The 24,520-nt window shown below is 64.7% G+C and carries 23 protein-coding genes and 1 tRNA gene; 9 read left to right on the forward strand and 15 right to left on the reverse strand.

Annotation, left to right across the window (positions count from 1 at the left end; translation table 11 throughout):
* Positions 1–8: 8 nt before the first annotated feature.
* From HD883_RS12180 to HD883_RS12190, 3 genes are read right to left on the reverse strand one after another with little or no spacing between them, the layout of a single operon-like run.
* Entirely contained in the window at positions 9–1,586 is a 1,578-nt protein-coding gene (locus HD883_RS12180) for a class I adenylate-forming enzyme family protein (protein WP_179585168.1), read from the reverse strand.
* Positions 1,576–2,034, reverse strand: coding sequence for a MaoC family dehydratase (locus HD883_RS12185; RefSeq protein ID WP_179585166.1), 459 nt, complete (start codon positions 2,032–2,034; stop codon positions 1,576–1,578). The genes HD883_RS12180 and HD883_RS12185 overlap by 11 nt, the downstream gene beginning before the upstream one ends.
* Positions 2,031–2,525, reverse strand: coding sequence for a MaoC family dehydratase (locus HD883_RS12190; protein ID WP_218863160.1), 495 nt, complete (start codon positions 2,523–2,525; stop codon positions 2,031–2,033). Before HD883_RS12190 ends, HD883_RS12185 begins: the two co-directional genes overlap by 4 nt.
* A 217-nt stretch (positions 2,526–2,742) precedes the next feature.
* Here HD883_RS12190 and HD883_RS12195 point away from each other — a divergent pair, with 217 nt between their 5' ends.
* Both HD883_RS12195 and HD883_RS12200 read left to right on the forward strand, forming a co-directional pair.
* Positions 2,743–3,723: a Bug family tripartite tricarboxylate transporter substrate binding protein gene (locus tag HD883_RS12195; protein WP_179585164.1), complete on the forward strand. Its 981-nt coding sequence runs from the start codon at positions 2,743–2,745 to the stop codon at positions 3,721–3,723.
* A 50-nt stretch (positions 3,724–3,773) separates the two neighbouring features.
* Positions 3,774–5,198 carry an aldehyde dehydrogenase family protein gene (locus HD883_RS12200; RefSeq protein ID WP_179585150.1) on the forward strand — a complete coding sequence of 475 codons (1,425 nt, stop codon included), beginning with the start codon at positions 3,774–3,776 and terminating at the stop codon, positions 5,196–5,198.
* Positions 5,199–5,213: 15 nt separating this feature from the next.
* Here HD883_RS12200 and HD883_RS12205 read toward each other — a convergent pair whose 3' ends face one another.
* From HD883_RS12205 to HD883_RS12220, 4 genes are all read right to left on the reverse strand, one after another.
* Complete coding sequence (locus tag HD883_RS12205; RefSeq protein WP_179585148.1) at positions 5,214–6,479, reverse strand: ferritin-like domain-containing protein; 1,266 nt, start codon at positions 6,477–6,479, stop codon at positions 5,214–5,216.
* A gap of 122 nt (positions 6,480–6,601) precedes the next feature.
* Positions 6,602–7,396 (reverse strand): aldolase, encoded by a 795-nt coding sequence (locus HD883_RS12210; RefSeq protein ID WP_179585146.1) that lies wholly within the window; start codon positions 7,394–7,396, stop codon positions 6,602–6,604.
* 7 nt (positions 7,397–7,403) lie between these two features.
* Positions 7,404–8,054: a glutathione S-transferase family protein gene (locus HD883_RS12215; RefSeq protein WP_179585144.1), complete on the reverse strand. Its 651-nt coding sequence runs from the start codon at positions 8,052–8,054 to the stop codon at positions 7,404–7,406.
* Positions 8,055–8,066: 12 nt separating this feature from the next.
* On the reverse strand, positions 8,067–9,056 hold the full coding sequence (locus HD883_RS12220; protein ID WP_179585142.1) for a Bug family tripartite tricarboxylate transporter substrate binding protein: 990 nt from the start codon (positions 9,054–9,056) through the stop codon (positions 8,067–8,069).
* Positions 9,057–9,156: 100 nt separating this feature from the next.
* On the opposite strand from HD883_RS12220, the gene HD883_RS12225 reads away from it, so the two are divergent.
* Positions 9,157–9,702 carry an XRE family transcriptional regulator gene (locus HD883_RS12225; RefSeq protein WP_179585141.1) on the forward strand — a complete coding sequence of 182 codons (546 nt, stop codon included), beginning with the start codon at positions 9,157–9,159 and terminating at the stop codon, positions 9,700–9,702.
* Positions 9,703–9,708: 6 nt separating this feature from the next.
* Here the strand turns inward: HD883_RS12225 and HD883_RS12230 are convergent, their stop codons facing one another.
* Positions 9,709–11,310 (reverse strand): PQQ-dependent sugar dehydrogenase, encoded by a 1,602-nt coding sequence (locus HD883_RS12230; protein WP_179585139.1) that lies wholly within the window; start codon positions 11,308–11,310, stop codon positions 9,709–9,711.
* Between the two features lie 141 nt (positions 11,311–11,451).
* Between HD883_RS12230 and HD883_RS12235 the strand changes: the two genes are divergently transcribed.
* Positions 11,452–12,663 carry an MFS transporter gene (locus tag HD883_RS12235; protein ID WP_179585136.1) on the forward strand — a complete coding sequence of 404 codons (1,212 nt, stop codon included), beginning with the start codon at positions 11,452–11,454 and terminating at the stop codon, positions 12,661–12,663.
* Positions 12,664–12,679: 16 nt separating this feature from the next.
* Here the strand turns inward: HD883_RS12235 and HD883_RS12240 are convergent, their stop codons facing one another.
* Positions 12,680–13,672, reverse strand: coding sequence for a LacI family DNA-binding transcriptional regulator (locus HD883_RS12240; RefSeq protein WP_179585134.1), 993 nt, complete (start codon positions 13,670–13,672; stop codon positions 12,680–12,682).
* A 179-nt stretch (positions 13,673–13,851) separates the two neighbouring features.
* Here HD883_RS12240 and HD883_RS12245 point away from each other — a divergent pair, with 179 nt between their 5' ends.
* Positions 13,852–14,826, forward strand: a complete 975-nt coding sequence (locus HD883_RS12245; protein WP_179585132.1) for a Bug family tripartite tricarboxylate transporter substrate binding protein — start codon at positions 13,852–13,854, stop codon at positions 14,824–14,826.
* 25 nt (positions 14,827–14,851) lie between these two features.
* Positions 14,852–16,177, forward strand: coding sequence for an amidohydrolase family protein (locus HD883_RS28015; protein ID WP_179585131.1), 1,326 nt, complete (start codon positions 14,852–14,854; stop codon positions 16,175–16,177).
* A 15-nt stretch (positions 16,178–16,192) separates the two neighbouring features.
* On the opposite strand, the gene HD883_RS12255 is transcribed toward HD883_RS28015, so the two are convergent.
* Positions 16,193–17,227 (reverse strand): esterase, encoded by a 1,035-nt coding sequence (locus HD883_RS12255; protein WP_179585129.1) that lies wholly within the window; start codon positions 17,225–17,227, stop codon positions 16,193–16,195.
* Between the two features lie 168 nt (positions 17,228–17,395).
* On the opposite strand from HD883_RS12255, the gene HD883_RS12260 reads away from it, so the two are divergent.
* Positions 17,396–18,394, forward strand: coding sequence for a tripartite tricarboxylate transporter substrate binding protein (locus HD883_RS12260; RefSeq protein WP_257022156.1), 999 nt, complete (start codon positions 17,396–17,398; stop codon positions 18,392–18,394).
* Between the two features lie 129 nt (positions 18,395–18,523).
* On the opposite strand, the gene HD883_RS12265 is transcribed toward HD883_RS12260, so the two are convergent.
* From HD883_RS12265 to HD883_RS12285, 5 genes are all read right to left on the reverse strand, one after another.
* The gene (locus HD883_RS12265; protein ID WP_179585127.1) at positions 18,524–19,567 is read right to left on the reverse strand and encodes an RNA methyltransferase; all 1,044 of its coding nucleotides are present in this window, start codon (positions 19,565–19,567) and stop codon (positions 18,524–18,526) included.
* Positions 19,568–19,579: 12 nt separating this feature from the next.
* Positions 19,580–19,653 (reverse strand) — tRNA-Gly (locus HD883_RS12270).
* 187 nt (positions 19,654–19,840) lie between these two features.
* The gene (locus tag HD883_RS12275; RefSeq protein ID WP_179585125.1) at positions 19,841–20,683 is read right to left on the reverse strand and encodes an amidohydrolase family protein; all 843 of its coding nucleotides are present in this window, start codon (positions 20,681–20,683) and stop codon (positions 19,841–19,843) included.
* Positions 20,684–20,749: 66 nt separating this feature from the next.
* The gene (locus tag HD883_RS12280) at positions 20,750–21,688 is read right to left on the reverse strand and encodes an alpha/beta fold hydrolase (protein ID WP_179585123.1); all 939 of its coding nucleotides are present in this window, start codon (positions 21,686–21,688) and stop codon (positions 20,750–20,752) included.
* On the reverse strand, positions 21,685–22,638 hold the full coding sequence (locus tag HD883_RS12285; RefSeq protein WP_179585121.1) for a tripartite tricarboxylate transporter substrate binding protein: 954 nt from the start codon (positions 22,636–22,638) through the stop codon (positions 21,685–21,687). Before HD883_RS12285 ends, HD883_RS12280 begins: the two co-directional genes overlap by 4 nt.
* A gap of 125 nt (positions 22,639–22,763) precedes the next feature.
* On the opposite strand from HD883_RS12285, the gene HD883_RS12290 reads away from it, so the two are divergent.
* Positions 22,764–23,498, forward strand: a complete 735-nt coding sequence (locus HD883_RS12290; RefSeq protein ID WP_179585120.1) for a GntR family transcriptional regulator — start codon at positions 22,764–22,766, stop codon at positions 23,496–23,498.
* 147 nt (positions 23,499–23,645) lie between these two features.
* On the forward strand, positions 23,646–24,491 hold the full coding sequence (locus HD883_RS12295; protein WP_179585118.1) for a fumarylacetoacetate hydrolase family protein: 846 nt from the start codon (positions 23,646–23,648) through the stop codon (positions 24,489–24,491).
* Positions 24,492–24,520: the final 29 nt, after the last annotated feature.

Consider the following 24,520-nt stretch of genomic DNA (forward strand, 5'->3'; position numbering starts at 1 on the left):
TGTCTCCTTCATTTCCAATAGGCCTGGCGCAGTTCGCGTTTCAGCACCTTTCCCAGCGCGGATCGCGGCAGGTCGTCGCGGTATTCCACCGCCGACAGCCGCTGCGTCTTGCCGACCTGCGCGTTGACCCAAGCCAGCAATTGGCTCGCGGGCGTGGCGCTGCCTGCAACGGGGACCACCAGCGCCAGCGGCGTCTCGCCCCACTGCGCGCTGGGAATGCCGATCACGGTGGACTCCTGCACGTCGGGGTGCGCCGCCAGCACGGACTCCAGATCGGCGGCGTAGATATTGAAGCCGCCGGAAATGATCATGTCTTTCTTGCGGTCCAGCAGGATCAGGAATCCGTCGCTGTCGAAGCGGCCGATGTCACCGGTGCGGTGGAACACCTTGCCGGTCTCGTCGCGCCAGTAGAAGGCATCGGTGGCGTCGGGCCGTTTGTAGTACCCCGCCATCATGTAAGGCGAGTGGCCGACGATCTCGCCGGCCTCCCCCTGCGGCAATACCTTGCCCGCGTCGTCGATGATGCGAACGTCGTGATCCGCCGCAGGCTTGCCGACCGTGCCCAGCTTGTCGGGATAGGCGTCGGCATCCAGCACGCACGAACATCCGCCTTCGGTCAGCCCATAGATTTCGCGCAGCCCGCCGGGCCAGGCCTGCTGGATCCGCGCCTTCAGGCCCGCGTCCAGCGGTGCACCGGTGCACTGCTTCAACACGAATGACGACAGGTCGGTCGACGCAAATGCCGGGCAATCCAGGATGCGCTGATACTGCACGGGCACGAGCATGGTGTGTGTCGCACCGTGTTGCTTGCACAGCGCCAGGTAGGCATCCGCCTTGAACTTGGGCATGACCACGGTCGTGCCCCCGGCGGCCAGCGTGGCCAGCATGGGTTGCAGGGTCGTGTTCGAGTAGATGGGCGTGGCCAGGATCATGACACTGCCGGCGCCCAGCCCGAAGCTCGGGCGGCGTGCCTGCCGTGACCGCATGCCGTGCCGATGCAGGATGCCTTTGGGCTCGCCGGTGGTGCCCGAGCTGTAGACCAGGTTGAAGTCCTGGTCGGGCGTCAGCGCCGCGGGCTCCAGCGCGGCGTGGACATCGCCCGACGCCATCCAGTCATCCCAGGTCCGCCACCCGGCCTGATCAAAGCCGATGGCAACGAGCCGGCCGGCGAACAGGGTTTCGATATCAGGCACGATGTCGGCCAGCACCGGAAACATGTCGGCGCTCACGATCAGCACCTTGGCATCGGCATTGCGGAGCATGCTCAACAGTGCGGCTGGGGTGGCGGACGTGGCGAGCGGCACGGTGCAGGCACCGGCGGCGATCACGCCGAAGAATGTCGCCAGCGCCTCGAGCGATATCGTGGTGATGAAGGCGACCTTGTCCCCCGCCTGGACGCCCATCGACCGGCAGGCAGCCGTGACGCGCGGCAAGGCTTCGGCCAGGCCGGACCAGCGGAGTTCCCTGCCGTCACAGACAAACGCGGAACGGTCCGGCGTCGCCTTGGCGTGCTGCCTGATCAAGGCCGGGAACGCCACGAAATCAGCCGCGCTTCCCGTTGCCGATGTCAACGAATTAGTTGTCATACACCACCATCAGGAATTCGGCCACCAGCGCGGGCCGGCTCTTGCCTTCGATTTCAATCACACATTCGGACGTGATCTTCATGCCGTTATCGACCGGGTCCGCCGCCAGGATGGTCTGACGCAAGCGGATGCGGGAATCAACCTGCACCGGGCTGACATAGCGGATCTTGTTCGATCCGTAGTTCAAGCCGTGACCCCGGTGGACGATCCGATAGACGCTGCGCACCAGGAACGGAATCAGCGACAGGGTAAAAAACCCGTGCGCAATCGTCTTGCCATCGGGCATGCCGGTGCGGGCGCGTTCCGGGTCGACATGGATCCAGAGGTCGTCACCCGTCAGTTTGGCAAAGGCGTCGATGTGATCCTGGGTGATCTGGAACCAGTCACTGACCCCGATTTCCTTGCCCACCCAGGCGGCCATGTCGGCAGGACGGTCGACCTCGATCATGGCGCGCTCCCGGCCAGTTCGGCATGGCGCGCAGGCACGCGGCCCAGCGTGTAGAGCGTCATCACCACGTCGCCGTCCTGGTTGCGCACCTGCACGCGCGTCCGGATCATGCCCCGGTCCGGGCGGGTCCGTGACCGCGTGACCTCGACCACTTCCCGTTCAACGGTCAGTGTATCGCCGGGCCGCACGGGCTTTTGCCAGCGCAATTCGTCAATGCCCATGCCAACCACCGGCGTCTTGCCGTAGCCGCCGGACTGGACGAACACCCGCATCGACAAGGCAGCGATCTGCCACCCGCTGGCCACCAGGCCGCCAAACGGACCTTCCGCCGCAGCGATCGGGTCGGTGTGCATCGGTTGAGGATCGTTGGCCAGCCCGTAGGCAATCATTTCGGCTTCGCCGATGACGGTGGGCGTGCTTGTCCAGCGTTCACCGATCTCGAAATCTTCAAGAAAGCGTGCGGGGCGATCACCGCCGGCATGTGGGTCCACAAGAGTCTCCTGATAGGTGTTTTTTCCAGCATGCGCCGCTGCCCGGCACCGCACAACGCCGGTGACGGCGCTTTCCGCAGGGTGAAAGGCAGAGCGGCCAAATGCACCCTTGCCAAGCGCCGCCTGTTTCACGCCGCGAAAAGTGCGAAAACAGAAAGTGCACGCGCTTCAACTTTGAGCACACTCAAAAAAAACACAAAACCTTCCGGAGACCACCATGACATTCCTGCCATTGCGCCGCACCATCGTCTGCGCCCTGGGCGCCCTCTTTGCCTTCCACGGCCTTGCGCACGCGCAGGGCGACTGGCCCAACAAGACGGTCCGTATCGTCGCGTCGTTCGCGCCGGGCGGCAGTTCCGACCTGGTGGCCCGGCAGATCGCCCAGCACCTCAGCACCCGTTACGGCCAGCAATTCGTGGTGGAAAACCGCGCCGGCGCGGGCGGCAACATCGGCGTCGACTTTGTCACCAAAGCCGCGCCCGATGGCTACATCCTTGGCCTGGCGACGTCGGGCCCCCTGGCCAACAACAAGTGGCTGTACAAACCGATGCCCTTCGATGCGGAAAAGGACCTGACCCCGATCGCCTTGATCGGCGAAATCCCGCTGGTCATGGCCGTCAACCCCTCGGTGCAGGCCAACTCGCTCAAGGACCTGGTGGCGCTCAGCAAGACCCGCACGAACGCCATGACCGTATCCAACCCCGGCAACGGGACCATCGGGCACCTGGCCGTCGAATACCTGCGGATGCACACCGGCGCCAAGCTGCAGTCGGTGCCCTACAAGGGTGACGCACCCGCCATGGCGGACGCGATCGGCGGCACGGTCGACGCCGTGACGGCGCCGGTGACCTCGCTGATCCCGAACATCCAGGCCAATCGGCTGAAAGCGCTGGCCGTCACGTCCAAGGCCCGCTTCGTGGGCATGCCCGATGTGCCGACCGCCGCGGAACAAGGGCTCGACCTGGAAGCCACCGTATGGAGCGCCATGGTCGGTCCGGCCGGACTGCCCAAGGCCATCGTCGACTCCCTGAACAAAGAGATCAACGCCTATACGCGCTCGGCGGAAGGCAAGGCCAAGCTGGCGTCACTGGGCATGGCGCCGCTGGCGGGGACCCCCGCGCAACTGAGCGAACAGATGAGCAGCGAAGCCGCCAAATGGAAGGTCGTGGTCGAGTCGGCCCGCATCACGGTCGACTGAACCGGCACATTCGAAGGGCTATCAACCACCACCGCATCGGGCACCTCACCATGGATCATCTGAAGTTCTACATCGACGGCGCCTGGGTCGACCCGGCCGTGCCGGCGACCCTGGACGTCATCAACCCGGCCACCGAAACCGCCTTTGCGCGCATCAGCCTGGGGTCGAAACAGGACGTGGATCGCGCGGTCGATGCCGCCCGCCGCGCCTTCGACACCTATGCCGGGACCCCTGTCGAAGAACGCCTGGGTTACCTGCGCCGCATCATCGACGGCTTCCGTGCCCGCCTGCCGGAACTCGCCCGCATGATGACGCTGGAGATGGGCGCGCCGATCACGTTTTCGACCGAGCGCCAGGCAACCGTTGCCCTCTTCCACTTTGAAGAAGCGCTGCGCGTGCTGGCGGAATTTCCGTTCGAAGAAAAGATGGGCAGCGGCATCCTGCGGCGCGAGCCCATTGGTGTCTGCGGCCTTATCACGCCGTGGAACTGGCCGTTGAACCAGGTGGCGTCCAAGGTCGCGCCCGCCATCGCCACCGGTTGCACGGTCGTGCTCAAGCCCAGTGAGATCGCGCCGCTCAGCGCGATGCTGTTCGCAGAAATCGTGCACGAGGCCGGACTGCCCGCCGGCGTGTTCAACCTGGTGAACGGCGATGGGCCGACCGTGGGTGAGGCCATCGCGGCGCACCCCGGCATCGACATGGTGTCCTTTACCGGATCGACGGGTGCAGGCATTCGCGTGGCAAAACTGGCCGCGGACACGGTCAAACGCGTGGCGCAGGAACTGGGCGGCAAGTCCGCCAACATCCTGATGCCCGATGTGGACATCCGGGCGGCGGTGATCGCCGGGGTACATGCCTGCAACACCAACGCGGGCCAGAACTGCCAGTCGCCGACACGCATGCTGATCCCGCGTATCCACCGGGATGTGGCGTTCGACGCGGCGCGCGAGGCCATTGCCAGCATCCGCCTGGGCGACCCGCTGTCGCCGGCATCCACCATGGGGCCGCTGGTCAGCCAGGCGCAGTACGACAAGGTGCAGGCGTTGATCCAGGCCGGCATCGACGACGGCGCGACCCTGGTGGCCGGCGGCCTGGGGCGGCCCGACGGACTGGAACACGGCTACTACGTCCGCCCGACCGTGTTCGGCGATGTCACCCCGGACATGCGCATCGCGCGCGAAGAGATTTTCGGTCCGGTGCTGTCCATCCTGTCCTACGACACCGAGGACGACGCCGTGGCGATTGCCAACGACACGCCTTTCGGGCTGGCCGGATTCGTTCAGTGCACGGATCTTCAGCATGCTCGCAAAGTCGCCAGCCGCATCCGAGCCGGCCGGGTGTACCTCAACGGCGCGCCGTTCGACCGCAGCCTGCCTTTCGGCGGCTACAAGCAGTCCGGCAACGGGCGGGAATTCGGCGTGTTCGGCTTCGAGGAATACCTGGAGGTCAAGGCGATTGTCGGGTATCCGATCTGACCGCGGTACGGTTGATCAGGCGTAGTCCCCGGCAATGGCCTCCAGCCTGCCCACCGTGGCGGCCAGCGCGGGCTCCGCTTGCGCGATCCGCCGCGCCGTGTGCACCACGTCCTGCAGACGTTCGGCGATCCAGGCCTGCTCGCAGTGGGCCAGGATCGCATCGGTCGCCCTCAGCATGGTAAATGTCATGCCCGCGGTCGTGCCGGCATCCGTATCCGACAAGGGCAAGGTGCACAGGTGCGCGCCTAACCCGGCAACGATGCCCATCAATCGCATCGCCAGGTCCAGCGCGCGTTCCGGCCGCAGGGCGCCATCGGGCAGGGGCACGTGCTTTCCCCAGGCGGCAGCCAGGGCCCGCAGCATCAGCCCGTACACCGCATTGGCCAGATCCAGAACCTGCGCCGCCGCCACGGCGCTGACATGCACACCGCGCGCACCGTCCGCCGGCTTGCGCATCAGCGGGTTGCGCGCCGCAGGCCAGGCGGGAACGAAGGCCGGATCCGCGTCCGACAAGGCCATCAACTGTTTGCGAATGGCAACGAACCGGTTGTAGTGCGAGGTGTCGTGATCCGACTTCCCGCCCTCGCCTTGCGTGACGATGGTGTCGATCGCCTCCATCGCGTCATCCAGCGTCGCCACGGCCCGAACACCCGGCATGTCGAGCTGGGTGGGGCTCAGCTGTCCCGCCACGCCGCCACAGAACAGGGTGGCTTCACCCAGGTCCCTGGCCAGATCCTGGATACAGGTGCGCAGCCGCTCGTAGAAGTCGCCGATGGTGTCGTAGTCCATCGCACTGGGCATGACCGACGCGGCCGGGTGCGGCCCACGATGATAGTCGCCAGCCGCATCGGCAAAGGACTTGCCATCCTTGACGTCAGACCCTTCCGGCCGTTCCAGGAAGATGAAGTGTTCGATCGTATCGACGTTGAAGGGTGCGAGTTCGACCACGATATTGGCCGGGTGATACAGCGGCGATACCGGCATGTTCGGGCGATTGAAATGCGGCCGGCCGCCCACCGCCACGGTCAGATTGGCGACGAGCGCAAGATGCACCATCTCCTCCATCGCCACCTGCATGATGGACGTGCGCCACGCATGGACCGTGTCGGCCTGGGCATCGGTCACCCCCGGTTGCCCCTTCCGCTTCATGCTGAAGACGGCATACAGATAGCAGCACAGCAGGTTGTGCTCCAGCTCGGCCGCTTCGGCAAGAAGGTGCAGCAGTTGCTCGCGGGAATGCTGGCGCTGCTCGGCGGCGCCCGGTTTGGTTGACACACTCATCTATTTGTCCAGTACCCGGCGCAGCGGCCGACTGGACAAAGTCTAACGGCATCCTCACGGCGAATTGCGCAATGCAACACGCCGGATGCGTCATGGATGTGTACCGCGTGTATCGGGGTGCTTCAGCGCAGGCAATCCGCGTTGCGCGCGTCCTTGAGCGACCGCCGCGCGTAGTACTCGAACGCGATGGTGTTGCGCTTCGGACGCAGCACCCAGTCATGCGCCTCGCGGCCCAGGGCGGGGTCGATCGGCTGGATCTCGCCGACGTTCATGGCCAGCAATTGCATACGCGCCGCGCGCTCGAAGGCGATCGCCAGCACGCACGCTTCTTCCACGGTTGAGCCAGCGATCAACAGCCCGTGATGGGACAGCAGCAAGGCGTGCTTGTCGCCCAGGGCCGCCGAGATGAACTCGCCTTCTTCGTTGCCGACGGGAATGCCGGGCCACTTGCCGACAAACGCAACGTCGTCATACAGCACGCAGTTGTCCATGTGCGAAATGACCAGCGGCTGTTCCAGCATGCCCAGCGCGGCGGCGTAGACCGCATGCGTGTGGATGATGCAGTTCACGTCGGGCCGCGCGCGGTAGACCCAGGAATGGAAACGGTTGGCCGGATTCGGAATGCCGTCGCCTTCAAGCACGTTCAAGTCTTCGTCGACCAACAACAGGTTGCTGTCCGCAATTTCATCGAAGCCCAGGCCCAGTTGCTGCGTGAAGAACTGCCCCGGCGTACCGGTACGCGCCGTGATCTGCCCCGCCAGGCCCGAGTCATGTCCGTTGTCGAACAGAATGCGGCACGTCAGCGCCAGCTTCTGCCGCAGCGTGTAGCGGCTGTCCTGGAATTGCTTGTCGAGCTGGACGGTGGAGTCGGCCACCAGCGTCGCCTTGTCGAGCTCAAAGGTATCGGTTCGGTTCATGATGTCCCTAAGGTTGTTCTTGTGTGGAAAGATTGCGCTCGGGCTGGCCCGGAAACAGTGCCTGGTAGCCCGGCAGGTGTTCCATGCGGTCCAGCCACGCCCGGATGGCCGGGTAGTCGTTCAATGCGATGCCGCCCATTGGCGCCATGCAGGTGTAGGGATACAGCGCCACGTCGGCAATGCTCGGATGATCCGGCGTGGCTACCCAGCCATCCTGGCCTTGCCGCGCAAGCTGCGTGTCGAGCACGCCCAGCGCGGCATGCGCCGCCCTGGCGTGCGCAATGCAGGTGGCCCCGAGCGGATCGCCGCCTGGGTGCAGGGCCAGCAGCAGGCGTAATTGTGCCAGCGGTTTCATGTGGCGATCCTGCTCGAACGACAGCCAGGTCAGCACCGACGATTGCGCGGGCAAGGCATCCGGCCACCACGGGGTGCCCTGCGCCAGATAGTGGAGAATCGCAAGCGATTCGGCCAGATGCGTCCCGTCGGGCAGCCGCAGCACGGGCACATGGCCGAGCGGCGCGACCGCCAGAAAGGCCGGCTGGGCCAGATCGCCGCGGTCAATCGACAGCGTGCGGCGTTCGAGCGGCACGCCAACCAGGCTGGCCATCAACCTGACCTTCCACGCATTGCCCGATCGCAGGGTGTCATAGAGCAGCATGGTGATCGCGCCTCAATCGAGCCGGGTGCCCGCGGTCTGGATCACCTTGGTCCACTTCGCGGTTTCGCTGGCGACGTGTTGCTGGTAGGCGGCGACCCCCGTGGGCAAGGTCTCGATGCCCATGTCGGTCAGCCGCGCCATCAGTTCCGGCCGCTTCAGCGCCGTGGCCAGCGCCTTGTTGAGCACGTCAACGACTGCGTCCGGCGTGCCTTTGGGCGCCACCAGCGCATTCCACGATCCGATCTGGAACTGTGGCAGGCCCTGCTCGACGCTTGTCTTCAGGTTGGGCGCGGCCGGGCTGCGTTCGGCGGCGGCAATCGCCAGGATCTTGAGCCGCTGCGCCTTGGCCTGCGGATCGATCACCGGGAGCGCGTCGATAACGATGTTGACCTGCCCGCCCACCGCGGCGTTGACCGCCTCGGCGCCGCTCTTGAACGGGACATGCACGATGTCGGTCTGTGTCGCCAGCTTGAAGAGTTCGATGCCGAGGTGCGGCGAGCTGCCGTTGCCGGCCGACCCGAAGTTCAGGCGGCCCGGGTTGGCCTTGGCGTATCGCACCAGGCCCTGCAGATCGTCAACCCCGTCGATGCCGTTGATGGCGATCACATACGGCGAGTTGCTGACCAGGGACACCGGCGTCATGGCGGCCGGATCGTAACTCAGCTTGCTGTAGAGCATCTTGTTGACGACCTGCGTGCCGACCGTCCCGAGCAGCAGCGTGTAGCCGTCGGGCTTGGCGCCCACCAGCGCCTGCGCGGCGATCGATCCGCCCGCGCCTGGCCGGTTGTCGATGATGACCTGCTGGGACAAGGCTTCGCCCAGGTACTGCCCGATCATGCGGCCAGCCACATCGGTAATGCCACCTGCGCCAAACGGAATGATCAGCCGTATCGGCTTGTTGGGATAATTGGCGTCCGCGGCGGCGGCGGTTTGCACCACGCCCGTTGCGGTGCTACATAAGGCAATGAAAACTGCTGCAAGACAGCGCTTGGTGAGCGTCATACCTATCCCCGGTGACGGAGCGGCCGCGAGCCGGCTCCAACTTCGATCAACGTCCAGAACCCGTGTTTAGTGTAGGACACAAGTGTCATTTAGGAAATAGATGTCTTTGAAATTGAAGTTGTTGCGCGTGCAGGCCGGCTTGACGCTTGAAGAACTCGCGCAACAGACGGAGCTGACACGCAGCTATCTGTCGAAGCTGGAACGCGGCGTATCGACGCCATCGATCGGCGCCGCACTGCGGATCGCGAAAGTATTGGGGGTCCAGGTCGAGGCGCTGTTTTCCGAGTCGCACGAAGATGACCCGGTGGTGATCAACCGGGCGCCGCCCGCCTCATCGGCCGCGTCTGCGTCCGGCGCGGCACGCACTCCGCGCCTGGTGTCGGGCACCCTGCCCGGCCACAAGATGGTCGCCTTCGTGGTCAACCCGACTGACGAGCCGACCCGCAACCATCCGATGAGCCATCATCAGGGGGAAGAAATCCTGTACGTGCTGAAGGGCAGCATCACGCTGCAGCTGGCGCGGCGCACCGAGACGCTCAAGGCGGGCGACAGCGTGCATTTCAACTCCAGCATCCCGCACAAGATCACGTCGCTCGGCAAGGTGCCGGCGTCGGTGCTGCTGGTGATTGCCGAGGGAAAAGACTGAAGCGTTTCAGGACGGCACCAGCCGCAGCAGCCTGGCATCCGCGCCATCGGTCAGTACATAGACCGACCCGTCAGGCGCAACCTTGACGTCGCGCATGCGCAGCTTCAGGTCCGCCAGCAGCAGTTCCTGGCCAACGATACGGCCCTCCCGGCGGATCACCCGGCGTACCGATCGCTCTTTCAGGGCCGGCACCAGCAGATCGCCGCGCCACTGCGGAAACAGCGCACCGGTGTAGACCGCCAGCCCCGCCGGCGCAATGGACGGCGTCCATTCCAGCTGCGCATTCAGGTAGCCTTCCAGGCGCCTGAACGGCGTGACCCGAGGAAAGGGATAGTCGATGCCGCCCGTCACGATGGGCCAGCCATAGTTGCCGCCCGCAACGATCTGGTTGATCTCGTCGCCCCCGCGCGGGCCATGTTCCGAGATGAGCAGGTCCCCGGTATCGGGATCGACCGCGATCCCTTGCGCGTTGCGGTGCCCCAGGCTGTAGATCTCGGGCAAGGCGCCGGTCACGTGCACGAAAGGATTGTCGGCAGGCGCGCGTCCTTCCCGGTCGATCCTGACGACGGTGCCCTGATGGTCATGGGTGGATTGGGCCGCTTCGCGTTGCAGGTTGCCGTCACCCACGGTCAGCGCCAGCGTGCCGTCGGGCAGGAACGCCATGCGTCCGCCGTTGTTGCCGGCCCGGGTCTTGAGCGTGCCGTTGAACAGGATCCTGACGTCCTTGATCCGATCGCCGTCCAGCGTGGCCCGGATCAGCCGTGTGCCGTTCGCGCCGGCCACCCCATAGCTCATGGTCAGGTATAGCCACCGGTTCTGTGCAAAGTCCGGATCGGGCATCACTTCCATCAGTCCCGCCACGCCGCCTTCATGAAAGCCCGCAGGCATGCCGTCGAGCGCGATCTCCGATAGCGCGCCGTTGCTGCCCACGACACGAAGGCGCCCGCGTATCTCGGTCACCAGGATGCGGCCATCAGGCAGGAAGGCCACGGACCACGGCCGTTCCAGCCCGGTCGCCACCGTCTGCACCTGATACGTTGCCGGATCGGCAGGCGCGGGCGGGACACCCCGCGGCGGGGCCATCACGATGAATGCCACCACCGGCACCAGCAGGATCGCCCCCGCCGTGGCTAGCGTGCCCGCCCAACCCGGACCGTTGCTGCGGGACCGGCTTCTTGCCCTGACCGCCGCGTACACCAGTCCACCGACCACGCCCGTAAATGACATCGACACAAAGCCCGGCAGGCGGCGGATCGCGAACAGCGGTGGCATGGGAATGACCGACGCCATCAACCAGAACGCCACCGCCATGCCGCACAGGCCGGCCAGCATCAGCAGTCCCTTGTGCCATCTGGCATGCACGACGCGGCCGACGACGTGGGCCACCGCGAACGCGGGCAGCAAGGCCACCGCGGCGATGCCCGCCATGACGGGGCCGAACCGCGCCAGGTCTTCCATTGTCGTCAGGCCACGCAACGCCGTCGTGACCGGCGCCCCGAAGGCAAGTAGCGACGCAAGGTTGAACTGCGTCTGCACGATGCTTGCCAGAGCGCCAGTCACGACGGCGGCAAGAACGAACGCGACCAGGCGCGGCAACAGGTGATGCATCGACTAAGGGCTCCGGAGCGTAAACGGATGGTGCGGCAGACGGGTAACATGCCGCTTTCGGTTGTGTGCAGTGTACTGAGTGTCGATCCTCAGTACACTGCGCAGACCCAAGACCGTCCCCGTCGTTCATCTCCAGGCCTCATGAAACGCAACGCTCCTACCTGGCTCGTGCCTGTGGCAGCAATCTTCGCCCTCCAGACCATCGCGGCTTTCCTGTCGCGCCTCATCCCCATCATCGTGCCCGCCATCTCCGCCGAATTCGGATGGAGCGGCAGTTCCATCGGCTACCTGACCGCCGGCAACGCCCTGGGCGGCCTCGTCATGCTGGTCGCCGGCGCCGCTCTGCTGCGGCGGCTTGGCGGCACGCGCACCCTGCAGCTAACCCTGATCCTTGGCGCGGCCTGCATGGCCCTGTTCGTCTACCCGAGCGTGCATGTGGCGCTGGCCGCCTGCATCGCCATGGGCATGAGCAACGGCGCCGCCAACCCCGCCGGCAGCGAAGTCCTGCAGCGTTACTCGCCCCCCGGCAAGCGCAACCTGATGTTCTCGATCAAGCAGGCCGGCGTGCCGCTGGGCGGCATCCTGGCGGGACTCCTGATCCCCGGCATCATCGCCGTCGCCGGCTGGCGAGTCGCCCTGTGCGCCTGTGCCGTCATCGTGCTGCTCCCCACCGCGCTGACATGGAGACTGAGCGACACCATCGACGAACGGCGGCCCGGCGTTTCCGGCCGCCCGTGGTACGCGCTCAGCCTGCACTCGCTGCGATCGCTTGCCGTGCCGCTGGCATCGTTGGGACACAACCGGGGCCTGCTCAACATCTCCATCGTCGGCAGCCTGTTCGCTGTCGCGCAAAGCTGCTGGTTCGCCTTCACCGTCATCTATCTCGTTGACAGTCTCAACTTTTCACTGAGCCTGGCCGGCGCCATCTTTGCCGTGATGCAGTTGGGCGGCGTGCTCGGACGGATCGCGCTGGGCTGGATCTCGGACCGCCTGCAATCGGCGACGGCCACCCTGTCGCTGGCGGCCATCTTTTCCGCGGGCACGACCGCCCTGCTCGGCTTCATCCAGCCCGACTGGCCGCTCTGGACGATCCTGCTGCTGGCCTTCGTGGCAGGCTGCACGGCCGCGAGCTGGAATGGCGTGCAGATCGCCGAGGTCGCCCGCCGCTCGCCGCCCGACCTGGTGTCCGAGACCGCGGCCGGATCGTCGATCCTCGTCACGTTCGTCAACATCGTCGCGCCATCGGCGTTTGCGATTGCGATTGCATCGAGCGGCCGCTATGACCTGGCGTTTCTGTGCGCGGGGGTGTGTTCATTGCTGGTGCTGGTGTTCCTGCCGCGGGACGGGCGCTGAAGGAAACCGCTGATGCTCAGACGCTGCCGCGCACGATGATCTCGTAAGGCACACGCCGCACGCGATCGTCGACCTGGCCGGTCTCGATCTTCTGCACCAGCAGTTCGCCCGCCGCGCGGCCAATGCCCGCGCCGTTGGTCTTGACCGACGTCAGACCCGGCGGCACCTCGGCGGCGATCTGGTAGTCCCCATAGCCCGCTACGGCGAAGCGGGCAGGCACCTTCCACCCACGACGCGCGCATTCGAACAACGCGCCCGCGGCGACGACATCCGTCACGCAGCACAGTGCCTGCAGGCGGCGCTCCTTTTTCAGCAAGGCTTCAATCGCCAGACGTCCTCCGGCAAAGCCTTCGGATTCCGCGGTCAAGTGGATCAGATCCGAGCGCAAGCCGGCCTCTTCCATCGCCTTCTGGAACCCTTGCTGACGCTGCAGATAGCGTTGGCTGTCGGGCAGGTTGTGCCCCGCCCAACCAATATGGCGCAGTCCTTTGTCGATCACCAGCCGCGTCATGTCGTACGCGGCGTCAGACAAGGAAAAGCCGACGGCCATGTCGATGCTGGGTGCGCTCGACAACCATGTCTCGACCACGGGAACGCCTGACTGCTGAATGAGCCGGATGGTCTCTTGCGTGTGCTCGCCCCCTGTCAGCACGATCCCGGCCGGCCGCCTCCCGAGAATGCCGCGGATCACCTGCGTCTCGCGCTGCGGGTCTTCCGCCACCGCCAACAGCAGCTCGTATCGCTGCGACTCAAGGAAATCGCCCAAGCCCTCCAGCGTTCTGGCAAAACTCGAGTTGCTCAATGACGGCACCACTGCCGTGATCGTGCGGTTGTGGCCCGAGGCCAGGCTGCTGGCGATGAGATTGGGCACATAGCCCAGCGCGGCCGCCGTGGCGAGCACCTTCTCGCGGGTCTCTGCGTGGACCTTGTGCGGGTGCTTGTAGCAGTTGGAGACGGTCATCGGCGATACGCCGGCAGCCGCGGCAACGTCGGCCATCGTGGACTTCATAGGCTCATTCTTTTCCAGGCCCCTGCCTGTCAGGTGGGCAAGCATAACCCGCAGGTCATGACCGGACTGCCGCATGACCCTCAGATAAATGCTTGTGCGGACAAAATTGTAGCGCTACAATTTTTCTATCGCGTGACCCCGATACTTCCCATCAACGGCGTTCTGAAGGCATCCGACTCATGAAAACTCTTGCCCGTATCGCGACGCTTTGTGCGCTGGCAGCCCTTCCCACCCATGTCCCTGCGCAGACCTACCCGAACAAGATGTTGAAGATCGTGGTCCCCTTCTTTGCCGGCAGCGACCTGGATCCGGTCGCGCGCGGCCTGGGCGATCACTTCACGGCCACCTGGGGGCAGCACTACGTGGTCGAAAACAAGGGCGGCGCCAATGGCCAGATCGGCACCGGCTATGTCGCCAAGTCGGCGCCCGACGGCCACACGCTGCTGATCTGTTCCCCCGGCCCGATCACCATCAACCCCAATCTGCAAACCAACCTGCCCTACACGGTTGGCAAAGACATCGTGCCCGTATCGCTGATTGCAACGGCGCCCATGGTGCTGGTCGCAAGTGCGCGCGTGCCTGCCAGGAATTACGCGGAATTCGCAACCTACCTCAAGGCCAATCCGGGCAAGGCCTTCTTTGCGTCGGCGGGCGTCGGCAACGTGACACACCTGGCCGCCGAACTGTTCCTGCGGCAAGCCGGATTGTCCGCGGTGCACACGCCGTACAAAGGCGCGCAATCCGTCATCGCCGATCTGCTGGGCGGCCACGTCGACTTCTACTTCAACCCACTGCCGTCCGCGCGCACCTACATCAAGGACCACCCGGACAAGGTGCGTGCGCTGGCGGTGACATCGTTGGAACGATCGCCGCACCTGCCTGACGTCCCGACCCTGAATGAACTCGGCTTGAAGGGGTTCGACGTCAATTCCTGGTATGGCCTGTGCGCGCCGGGCGGAACGCCGCAACCTGTGATCACCAAGCTCAACGACGAGACGACACGCGCCCTGTCAGGCGGCGAGCTGCCAGGACGACTGCGGGGATTCGGCATGAACCCGCAGGCCACCACGCCGGAACAATTCGATGCGCACATCCGCAAGGAAAGCGCGCAGTGGGCCGCCATCATCAAAGACAAAAACATCAAGCCGGAATAGTGTGACCGCCGGCCAGGAGACCGCAGTGCAGATACCCGACATCACGGGCGGCATGCCCGCCATTGACCACCACTCGCATGCGTCCGTCAGCCGCTTTCGCACCGTGCGGCAGATCGAAGAACACTTTGCCACCGCGCACATGGAAGCGAACGTGCCGGCCGAGGTCTACGACGCGTTTATTGCGGCCCGCAACCAAGGGGACGCCGCCGCGCTGGCGCGGCTGGAGGCCGATCACGGCACGCAGACACTGCTGGACCGGGGATTGTTGTTCAGATCAACGACCTTTTTTGCGACGGCCCTGCGGGAAGGATGCCGGCAGTTGTACGGACCCGATGCCGACTGGGACACGCAGATGCGCACCGCGCAGGAATGGGGCGCGCGCGGCCCATCGTTCACGTACGACGCCGCCGCTGACCTGGCCGACACCCCGATCATTCTGACCGACGTGCCCTACCTGGATCGCACGGTCTGGAACCCGACTCGATACCGGCAAGTGATCCGCGTCGACGCCTATCTTTACCCCTTTCACACTACCGAGACGACGCTGCGAGGCACTGAATACCAGCGCTTTCACACCACCTTTGGCAACGTGCTGCGGACCGAGCTGAAACAGTACGGCATGGACACACCGCCCGCCAGCTTCGATGCCTATCTGCAGTTCGTGGATGCGTCACTGGAGCGGCGGATAAACGAAGGCGCCGTCGCATTGAAACTGGCGTCGGCCTATGTACGCCCCATCGACTTCGGGCGTGCCGAGCAGGCGGAGGCGCAAGCTGCGTATGAGTCGTTTGCCGCAGGCAGGTCGGGCGACCGGCGCGCTCTGGAAAACTTTCTGGCCCGGCGCGCCGCGCAGGTTGCGTGCGATCGCGGCCTGCCCTTGCAAGTGCATGTCGGCATGGGTCACCCCGAACCCGGCATGCTGATGGCCAACACCGCACCGTTCTTGCTGGAAGGTTTCTTGAATACGCGGTCCTTGAACCGGCTCAAGATCACCTTGCTGCATGGCGGCTATCCGTTTTCCAGCGACTGCGCCGCGCTCGTCCAGACCTACGGCAACGTCTACCTGGATTTTTCGTGGATGCCCTATCTGCACCACTTTTACCTGAGGCAGAAGCTGGCGGAATGGATGGAGATCCTGCCGGCGAACAAGCTGCTGTTCGGCACCGATACCGCCGCGCCAGAATTTCATGTGGCCGCTGCGCACTACGCCCGCGACTCGCTCAACGTCGTGCTCGATCAGGGGTATCAGCGCAAGGTGTGGAGCGCACAACAGACCGAATGGCTGGCGCAAAGGATTCTGTGGGAGAACACGGCGGAGCTGTATGGATTGGACATGCCCCGCCGCGCGTGATGCGGTGTCAGCCCATCACGGCTTGTACAGACCGCGCTTGGCCAGCCAGTCGTTGATGACAGCCGACACTTCCAGATTGTTCTTGTCCATCATGACCATATGCGAATTGCCCTTGATGCCGATCTTGGGCAAGTCCACTTCGTCCACCTGGCCGCCCGCTTGCCGGACCGCCTCGGCGAACCTGGCGCCGTTCGCGCGGATCTTGGGCCAGCGCAGGTCCTGCTCGATGTAGTCGCCATAGACCATCATCATCGGCACGTTCTTCATGGCCGCGACCTTGTCCATGTCGCCCACTTCGGCGGGCTCGACGGCGACCACGGCGCGGATCTTTTCAGGGCGCAGTTGCGCAGCCTGCATGCCGAACTTGCCTGCCTGGCTGTGCACCAGCAACACGCACGGGCACACCTTGTCGACGAGTTCCAGATAGGCCTTGAGCGTCGGCACATCGGTGGTCGTCCAGCGCGGCACGAACTGCCGGGCGAACTGCTGGATCTGGTCTGCCGGGAACTGACTGCCGGGCAGCAACTTGCGCTTGGCGGGGTCATCGCTCCACGAATCCGGTCCGCCGATACGGAAGCGTTCATAGGCGTTCGCCGCGGTCACCAGCACCGGTTCGCCTTCCCACACGGGCTTGGCGGTCGCCGGCCAGCTCGAGCGGCCACGTTCCACCGCATCGGAGTTGTAGACCGGCCAGCCGCGGCGCAGGAAGTCGTTCAGCCAGCCCTGGCGGCCATCGGGCGTCGTCTCGTACGTGACGCCGGACAGCCCGCCGCCATGCCACATCAACAGCGGCACGGCTCCCTTCGGCGCCTGCGGAATGAAGTACTGCACGTACATCTGCCCGACCATGTAGGTGCCGTTGGGATCGATCTTGAGCGGGACGCCCCCTGCCGTGAATTTAACTTCCTTGATCGGCTCGCCCGATACGACGAACTGCTCGCCACCAATGTGGAACGAGCCCATGTCGCTCAAGCTGATGGGTTGTGCGGACGCCGCGCCGCTCAGTGCGGTGCCTGCGGCAATGGCGAATGCCATCCCTATGTGTTTCATTGATCGTCTCCCCGACTCTTGATGTGGGTTGTTGGTGGGAGTACGGATCTTACCTAACGTGATCGGCAAACCAGCTATGCCCACCTGGCCGTATCGCGTGCCCCTCTCCGCTCCTAGACTGTCCCGACACGCACAGACGTGACAACAATAAGTACAGCGGGAGACGGCATGAACACGAACGGACTTGGGAAGTTCACTGGGGCAGCCTGGGTGATCGGCGGCCTGATGGCTGTTTCGGGACCCGCCATGGCGCAGTCAGTCCCGGACGGCAAACCCTTCCCCTCGCAAGCCATCCGGATCATCGTTCCCTTCACGCCCGGTGCGATCAACGACACGCTGGCACGGCGCATCGGGCAGAAACTGTCCGAGAACATCAAGCAGCCCGTCGTGGTGGAAAACCGACCAGGCGGTGGCGCAACTATCGGCACCGATTACGTCGCCAAGGCGCCGGCCGATGGCTACACCTTGCTGCAGGTGTCATCCGCGCACGCCGTCAACCCGAGCCTGGTCAGGCTGCCCTACGACAGCACCAAGAGCTTCGACTTCATCACCCTGGCGGCATCGGCGCCGTTGATCCTGCTGGCCAATGCGTCTGTACCCGCCAAGACACTGCCCGAGCTGGTGGCGCTGGCCAAGGCCAAACCGGGAACGCTGTCGTATTCGTCCACGGGCAACGGCGCCAGCGCGCACCTGATGGGCGAGTTGCTGAAAAGCATGGCGGGCATCGACGTGCTGCACGTGCCGTACAAGGGCGCGGCGCAGGCCATGACCGACATGGTCAGCGGGCAGGTGCAGTTCACCTTCACGTCGTACACCGCGGCAGTCTCGTACATCAAATCCGGGCGCGCCCGTCCGCTGGCGGTGACGGGTACCCAGCGCATTGCGGCGCTGCCCGACGTCCCGACGGTTGCTGAAGCAGGCTATCCGGGCTACGACGCCACGGCGTGGTGGGGGTATGCCGCGCCTGCGGGCACGCCGCCCGCCACGCTGGACACCCTCAACAGGGAATTGGTGAAGGTGCTGCGTGACCCGGCGCTGAAGGCCGGCTTTGCGGAAGAAGGCGTGCAGATCGTGGACTCGACGCCGCAGGAGATGAGCGCCTATCTGCAAAAGGAAATGGCGCTGTGGGGCAAGGTCGTCAAGGACGGGAACATCAAGGCGGATTGACGGTTGATCAATGCGCTGGTGGCGACACCGGCCGCCCGGCAAGCTTGCCTTCGTGAGGCGGATCACCGAGCGCACTGGCGATCGATCGGCGACGCAGTGCTGGCCGCGGCAGCCAGACGAGTTGTAAGGTCAGAGACTTGCAGCACGCGAGCGGCGAAGCTCGATAACCTGCTCCGTCCCGACAACGCGAGACCGCAACTGGCCACAGCCGCCCTCCACATCCTGCCCCGCGCTATTCCGGACCTTGGTCAGCAAGCCCCTGCCGTGCAGATAACGCACGATCTCTTGAACGCGCTCGGCATCCGGCCGCTCGTAATCGTCGCCCTCAAGACTGTTGAATGGGATGACGTTCAGCACGCAATACTTGCCTTTGAGCAGGCTCAATATTGCGTCGAGTTCATCATTGCCATCGTTGATCCCTTTGAGCAGCGTCCACTGATACTGGATCGGATAGCCCGTGTCACGCGCGTATTGCTCGCCCAGCTCGATCAATTCTTCTGGAGAGATCCTGGGTGCGCGTGGCAACAGGTGTTCGCGCAGGTCGGCCTTGGTCGTATGCAGTGACAGCGCAAGCGCCGGTTTGACGCGTTGGCGGGGCAGCGCGTCGAACACACGCCGATCGCCCACGGTGGAAAACACCAGATTCTTGTAGCCGATGTTGCCCTGGGTGCCGAGCAGGTCGATGGCTTCGAGCACGTTTTCAAGGTTGTGCGCCGGCTCGCCCATGCCCATGAAGACCACTTTCTTGACCACGCGTTGCCGCCGCGCCATCACGACCTGGGCCAGGATTTCCATGCTGCTGACCTGGCGGATCAGGCCGCTCTTGCCGGTCATGCAGAACCGGCAGCCGACCGCACAGCCCACCTGAGTCGACACACAGAGCGCATCGCGCGGCAGCAGCACGCTTTCGACCATCTGGCCGTCGGCCAATGCGACCAGCAGGCGCTTGCCGTCATCGCCGGGGTGTTCGGAATGGATGCGGGCCAGGCCGTCGAGTTCCGCCGTCAAGGCCGGCAAGGCATTGCGGACCGCGAGCGGCAGGAAGTTTTCGAAGTCTTTACGCGACCCAGTGTCGAGTGTCTGTCCGCTCAGCCAGACGCGCAGGATCCGGCCGCGGTGAGCAGGCTGGGCGCCGAGGGTGGCGAGGCGTTGGTCGAGATCGGAGAATCGCATGGAAGGGAAAACTGGAGCGGGTGAAGGGAATCGAACCCTCGTATGCAGCTTGGGAAGCTGCCGTTCTACCATTGAACTACACCCGCATGACGCGCCATCCGTATTGCACTGCAGGGATGGGCAGTAGATTGGCGTGCGCGCTGGGGCGACGCCGTACGGCATTCTAAGCGCGAATCGGCAGCGCGGCAAATCGCCGCAAGCCGCGATCCAAAAGCCATATCGGCTGGTCGACACAAACGTGCATGTCGGCCGCCCTGCCTGCTTATCGGCCGTTCACACCTGCGGCCGATACAACGACACCGCATTGTCCCAAAGCGCTTTCCTGGCCAGCTCCGGCCCCAGCACCTTGCGCACCAGTTCGATATCGGCAACTTCGAACGGGCGTTTGGCGCGCGTGGATGGCAGGTCGGTCCCGAACATGAGCGCGTTGGGATTGCGTGCGGCAATGCGTTCGAGTGCACGGGGAACGTCCATGGTGACACGGCCGAAGCCGGTCGCCTTGATCCGTGCGCCGGCATCGACCAAATCCAGCACGACGGGCAGGCCTTCTTCGGTCATGCCCAAGTGATCAATGACGATCTGGGGCAGCTTGGACAATTTGGCGACGTGGGGACGCAAGGCGGCTGCGTCGGCGTAGATTTCGGCATGCCACCGGCCCGCCGCGTGCGCGCGGGTAGCCAGTTCGACGATGTCATCGACCGTATCCACGCGGCCGCGGAAAATGTTGAAGCGCAGGGCCCGCACGCCGATGGCGGACAGGCTGGCGATTTCTGCATCAGGGACGTTGGGGGCGACTTGCGTGACGCCGACCCATCGGGGGCCGAGCTGCGCGAGCACGGCACGCAGGTAGGTCTGGTCATTGCCATGGAAGGATCCCGACACGATCGCACCGGCGGTCACGCCGAGGGGCTGCGTCTGGCGTTGATATTCCGCCAAGGGAAAGGATGGCGGGGTGTAGCCCTGGTTAGGGATGATCGGATAGCGCGTGTCGATGATGTGGCAGTGCGAATCGAAGATGTCAGTGTGCTGAGGACGCGTTGCGCAGCCTGTCAGGGACAGGGTGGCCAGCGCGCCTGCGCCAAGCAGCAACTGACGTCGTTGCGTGTTGATGGTCATGGGGTGTCTCCGGTTTCTTATAAAAGTTGTGATTTGCAACGAGCCTGACGGCAGCAGGCATCGACGTCAGCGCGCACGGCGCATGACCTCTGCGATGCACGCCGCCACCTGCTGCGGCGCTTCGAGCGGTGTGTAGTGGCGGGTGTCGGCGATGACGGTCAGCGTCGCAGCGGGCAGCCGCGCTGCAACGTCTTCCGCCATGGTGACCGGCGTCGCATAGTCATGTTCTCCGACCACGACGGCAGCAGGTCCGTCATACCGTTCCAACCCCGCCCGCTCATCGGCCACGCCCAGCATGCGGCAGGTGCTTGCGTAGGCAGCCACGCGGTTCGCCGTGAAGACATCGACAGCCTGCTCCACCAGGTCGTTGTTGGCCGCAAGGAATTCGGGGCTGAACCAGCGGGCACGCTGGAACTCGACAAGCGATCCCATGCCGTCCTTGAGCGCAGCCTGCGCGCGGCCCTCCCAATTCTTGGGTGCGTCCGCGCCATACCAGGCGGTGGCGTCGATGACGGTCAGGCTGGCGAGACGTTCCGGATAGGTGCCGGCAAACGCCAATGCCACGGTGCCGCCCATGGAGCAGCCGACCAGGTGCAGACGTTCGGCACCGAGCGCGGTCGCGACGTCGGCAATATCCTGGGCAAAGCGGTCAGTGGTGTACGTGCCCGCCGGCGCGTCGGACACGCCATGCCCACGGCAGTCCATGGCGATCATCACGCCGCCAGGCGCAGATGAGGAAGACGCGCGGGTCAATGCGTCAGACCCCGACGCGGCCGATGCCGATGCCGACGCAGGCGATGCCAACGCCTCCGCCAGCGCATCCGCGACGCCCGCCCACATGTCGCCATTCATGGCCAAGGCATGAACGAACACCACGGGCAGCGCAGTGGGATCGGTAGCTTCGCGCAGCACGCGCAGCGTCAGGCGTTGCGCGTCGGTGGTCGTGACGGTCAGGGTTTGAACCGGCGCCACCGGTCCATATCGACGAGAGATCGAGACGCTCATTCCGCACGCGCTCCGGACTTGGCGACCTGGGCACGCCAGAACGCCAGGTCCTTGATCATCTTGGCATCCAGTTCGGTGGGGGTACTGATGGTGGGCACGAAGCCGCCATCCATCAGCTTTTTCTGCAGGGCCGGATCGGCCATGACCTTGCGCAGATCCGCAGCCACCTTGTTGCGGATTGCTTCTGGCGTCGCCTTGGGCGCCATCATGCCGAACCAGGTATCGACCTCGTAGCCGGGCAGTGTTTCCGCCACGGCAGGCACATTCGGCAGGTTCTTGAGGCGAGTCCGCGATGAGACTGCGACCGCTTGCAGACGGCCGCTGCGGATGAAGGCAATGCACGCAGGCAAGCCTGTCGAGACGAGCTGGATCTGCCCGCCTAGCAGATCCGTCAGCGCCTGATTGCCGCCTTTGTACGGAATGTGCGTCAGTTGTTTGGCGCCCTCGCGCTTCATCAGTTCCGCGGCCAGATGGCCGGGCGAGCCGTTGCCCGCCGTGCCATAGTTCAAAGGCTGGGTCGCGGCCAGAACGTCTTTCATGGTGGACGGTCCGGTACCGGGGCGGCTCACCAGCACCTGCGGTGCCGTGGCCACCAGGGCGATGCCCGACAGATCGCGTATCGCATCGAAAGGCGGCTTGTCGTACAGCAAGGGATTGGCCAGCACGCCATCGCCCCAGAACAGCAGGGTGTAGCCATCGGGCGCGGCGCCGATCACGGCTTGCGCGCCAATGTTGCCGCCGGCGCCGCCGCGGTTGTCGATGATGACCGCCTGCCCCCACACCGCTGCCAGCTTGGTTGACAGGTCCCGTGCGATCAGGTCGAAGCTGCCGCCCGGGGCGAAGGGAACGACGATACGTACCGGTTTATCGGGGTAGCCACCCTGCGCCAGTGTCTGTCCGTGCCATCCCGTGACGGCAGCGACCAAAGCGGCCGCGATCTTCCATTGCATTCGAATCTCCGTTGTTGTGACCTTAACTCCTGTACAGGAGTGTATGTGTAAAGAACATCGGGCGGTGCCTATGGTTTTCCCGGTACACTGGCATCGCCGATTACGCCCTGACCATCCCGCCTGCCATGTCCCAATCCCCCGTCATCGATCAACGCCTGCCCCGCCACGTCCAGGTGCGCGATGAATTGATGCGCCGTATTGCCGATCGGGTGTGGAAAGCGGGTGAAGCCTTGCCAAGTGAAGAGCGGCTTGCCGCGGAGTTTTCGATTTCGGTTGGCACCATGCGCAAGGCAATCCAGGCGCTGGAACAGGAAAAGGTCGTGGAACGCATCCACGGCAAAGGCACGTTCGTCACGCGCGCGTTCGAGCGCTCGTCCATGCTGCGCTTTGTGCGGTTCCGCGGCACCGAACAACAGGAACTGCCGTCGGCCCACATCCTGACGCTGGAAACCAAAGCGGCCGATGATGTGATGCGGGGCAAGCTGCAACTGCGATCCGCAACAGAAAAAGTGCTGTATCTGCACCGTTCGCGCGCCTACGGCGACGAGGTCGTGCTGGTCGAACATATCTGGCTGCCCGCCAAACGTTTCGCGAAGCTGGAAAGCTATCTGAAGCGCGAATCGCCGCCGCTGCTGTATCCCGTGTATGACGAGCTGTGCGACGTGGTGGTGTCGCGCGCGGTCGACGAGCTGTCGATGGGCATGCTGGACGCGCCTGACGCGGCGATCTTTGGCGTCGATCCGGCAACGCCGTGCATGCGCATCGAGCGCACCATGAGAGACCATGTGGGCCAGGTCGTCGAATGGCGCGTGTCCTTCGTTCCGGCCAACCGGTTCTATTACAGCGTCGAGATCCGCTGAACCGGGCGTGGCCCGCCATTCATGACCCACCCTGCTGGACTCATGACCAACTATCGTTGGAAGCCCCCTTCGCATCGCGCTACCGTCATGGCTCACGGCGCATAGACGCCGGGTGCCGGCTCCGCGCCGGCCACAACGGAGACATCCATGAAGCTGGCGTCGGTGCAGATACAGGGCCGCACGTGTTTTGGCGCAATCGTCGAAGGCGGATTCATTGATCTGTCGGCGCGGTTTGCGGGCCGTTGCCACAGCCTGGCCGACCTGCTGCGCCAGGACCTGGTTCATGAAGCGCGCCGCTTGTGCGCCGCCGTGCAACCGGACCATCCGCTTACCCACGTCGAGTACCTGCCGCTAATCCCCGACAGCGGCGCCCGTGTGTTCGCGCTGGGCGTGGCCTACAAGGACCACCTTGAAGAGACCGGCCGCGCCAGCCAGGAATCGCCATCGCTATTCACCAAGCACCGGCAGTCCTTGGTCGGTCACGAGCAGCCGATCCTGAAGCCGCGTGTGTCGGACCGGTTCGATTTCGAAGGCGAGATCGTGCTGGTGATCGGCAAGGCGGGGCGGCACATTCCGGAGGCGGAGGCCATGTCGCACGTGGCGGGTTATTCGATCCTGATGGACGGGTCGGTGCGTGACTATCAGAAGCACAGTGTGACGGCGGGCAAGAATTTTGATCGCAGCAGTGCGTTCGGCCCCTGGATGGTGACGGCGGACGCGATCCTGGATCCGGGCGCGATGCGGCTGACGACCACCCTGAACGGATCGTTGATGCAGTCAACCACCTTCGAGCGGCTGATGTGGACGCCCGCGGCCATCGTGCATTACGTGTCGACGTTTACCGAGCTTCAGCCGGGGGATGCGATTTCGACGGGAACGCCGGCGGGCGTGGGCCATCGGCGCACGCCGCCCGTGTTCATGAAGGCTGGTGACCGGCTCGAAGTCGCGGTCAGCGGCATCGGCGTCCTGGCCAACACCGTGCAGGACGAATAAGCGCAGTGCACTGAAGGTTGCGAACGTCA

The sequence above is a fragment of the Pigmentiphaga litoralis genome (genome assembly GCF_013408655.1).
Taxonomy (GTDB): domain Bacteria; phylum Pseudomonadota; class Gammaproteobacteria; order Burkholderiales; family Burkholderiaceae_B; genus Pigmentiphaga; species Pigmentiphaga litoralis_A.

Coding starts and splice junctions, on each gene's coding strand:
- HD883_RS12205 (WP_179585148.1), bottom strand. CDS start 6,479: ATGAGTGTGTCAACCAAACCGGGCGCCGCCGAGCAGCGCCAGCATTCC.
- HD883_RS12295 (WP_179585118.1), top strand. CDS start 23,646: ATGAAGCTGGCGTCGGTGCAGATACAGGGCCGCACGTGTTTTGGCGCA.
- HD883_RS12195 (WP_179585164.1), top strand. CDS start 2,743: ATGACATTCCTGCCATTGCGCCGCACCATCGTCTGCGCCCTGGGCGCC.
- HD883_RS12240 (WP_179585134.1), bottom strand. CDS start 13,672: ATGAAGTCCACGATGGCCGACGTTGCCGCGGCTGCCGGCGTATCGCCG.
- HD883_RS12230 (WP_179585139.1), bottom strand. CDS start 11,310: ATGCATCACCTGTTGCCGCGCCTGGTCGCGTTCGTTCTTGCCGCCGTC.
- HD883_RS12215 (WP_179585144.1), bottom strand. CDS start 8,054: ATGCTGCTCTATGACACCCTGCGATCGGGCAATGCGTGGAAGGTCAGG.
- HD883_RS12235 (WP_179585136.1), top strand. CDS start 11,452: ATGAAACGCAACGCTCCTACCTGGCTCGTGCCTGTGGCAGCAATCTTC.
- HD883_RS12285 (WP_179585121.1), bottom strand. CDS start 22,638: ATGCAATGGAAGATCGCGGCCGCTTTGGTCGCTGCCGTCACGGGATGG.
- HD883_RS12255 (WP_179585129.1), bottom strand. CDS start 17,227: ATGAAACACATAGGGATGGCATTCGCCATTGCCGCAGGCACCGCACTG.
- HD883_RS12185 (WP_179585166.1), bottom strand. CDS start 2,034: ATGATCGAGGTCGACCGTCCTGCCGACATGGCCGCCTGGGTGGGCAAG.
- HD883_RS12275 (WP_179585125.1), bottom strand. CDS start 20,683: ATGACCATCAACACGCAACGACGTCAGTTGCTGCTTGGCGCAGGCGCG.
- HD883_RS12260 (WP_257022156.1), top strand. CDS start 17,396: ATGAACACGAACGGACTTGGGAAGTTCACTGGGGCAGCCTGGGTGATC.
- HD883_RS12265 (WP_179585127.1), bottom strand. CDS start 19,567: ATGCGATTCTCCGATCTCGACCAACGCCTCGCCACCCTCGGCGCCCAG.
- HD883_RS12210 (WP_179585146.1), bottom strand. CDS start 7,396: ATGAACCGAACCGATACCTTTGAGCTCGACAAGGCGACGCTGGTGGCC.
- HD883_RS12180 (WP_179585168.1), bottom strand. CDS start 1,586: ATGACAACTAATTCGTTGACATCGGCAACGGGAAGCGCGGCTGATTTC.
- HD883_RS12245 (WP_179585132.1), top strand. CDS start 13,852: ATGAAAACTCTTGCCCGTATCGCGACGCTTTGTGCGCTGGCAGCCCTT.
- HD883_RS12200 (WP_179585150.1), top strand. CDS start 3,774: ATGGATCATCTGAAGTTCTACATCGACGGCGCCTGGGTCGACCCGGCC.
- HD883_RS12220 (WP_179585142.1), bottom strand. CDS start 9,056: ATGACGCTCACCAAGCGCTGTCTTGCAGCAGTTTTCATTGCCTTATGT.
- HD883_RS12280 (WP_179585123.1), bottom strand. CDS start 21,688: ATGAGCGTCTCGATCTCTCGTCGATATGGACCGGTGGCGCCGGTTCAA.
- HD883_RS12290 (WP_179585120.1), top strand. CDS start 22,764: ATGTCCCAATCCCCCGTCATCGATCAACGCCTGCCCCGCCACGTCCAG.
- HD883_RS12225 (WP_179585141.1), top strand. CDS start 9,157: ATGTCTTTGAAATTGAAGTTGTTGCGCGTGCAGGCCGGCTTGACGCTT.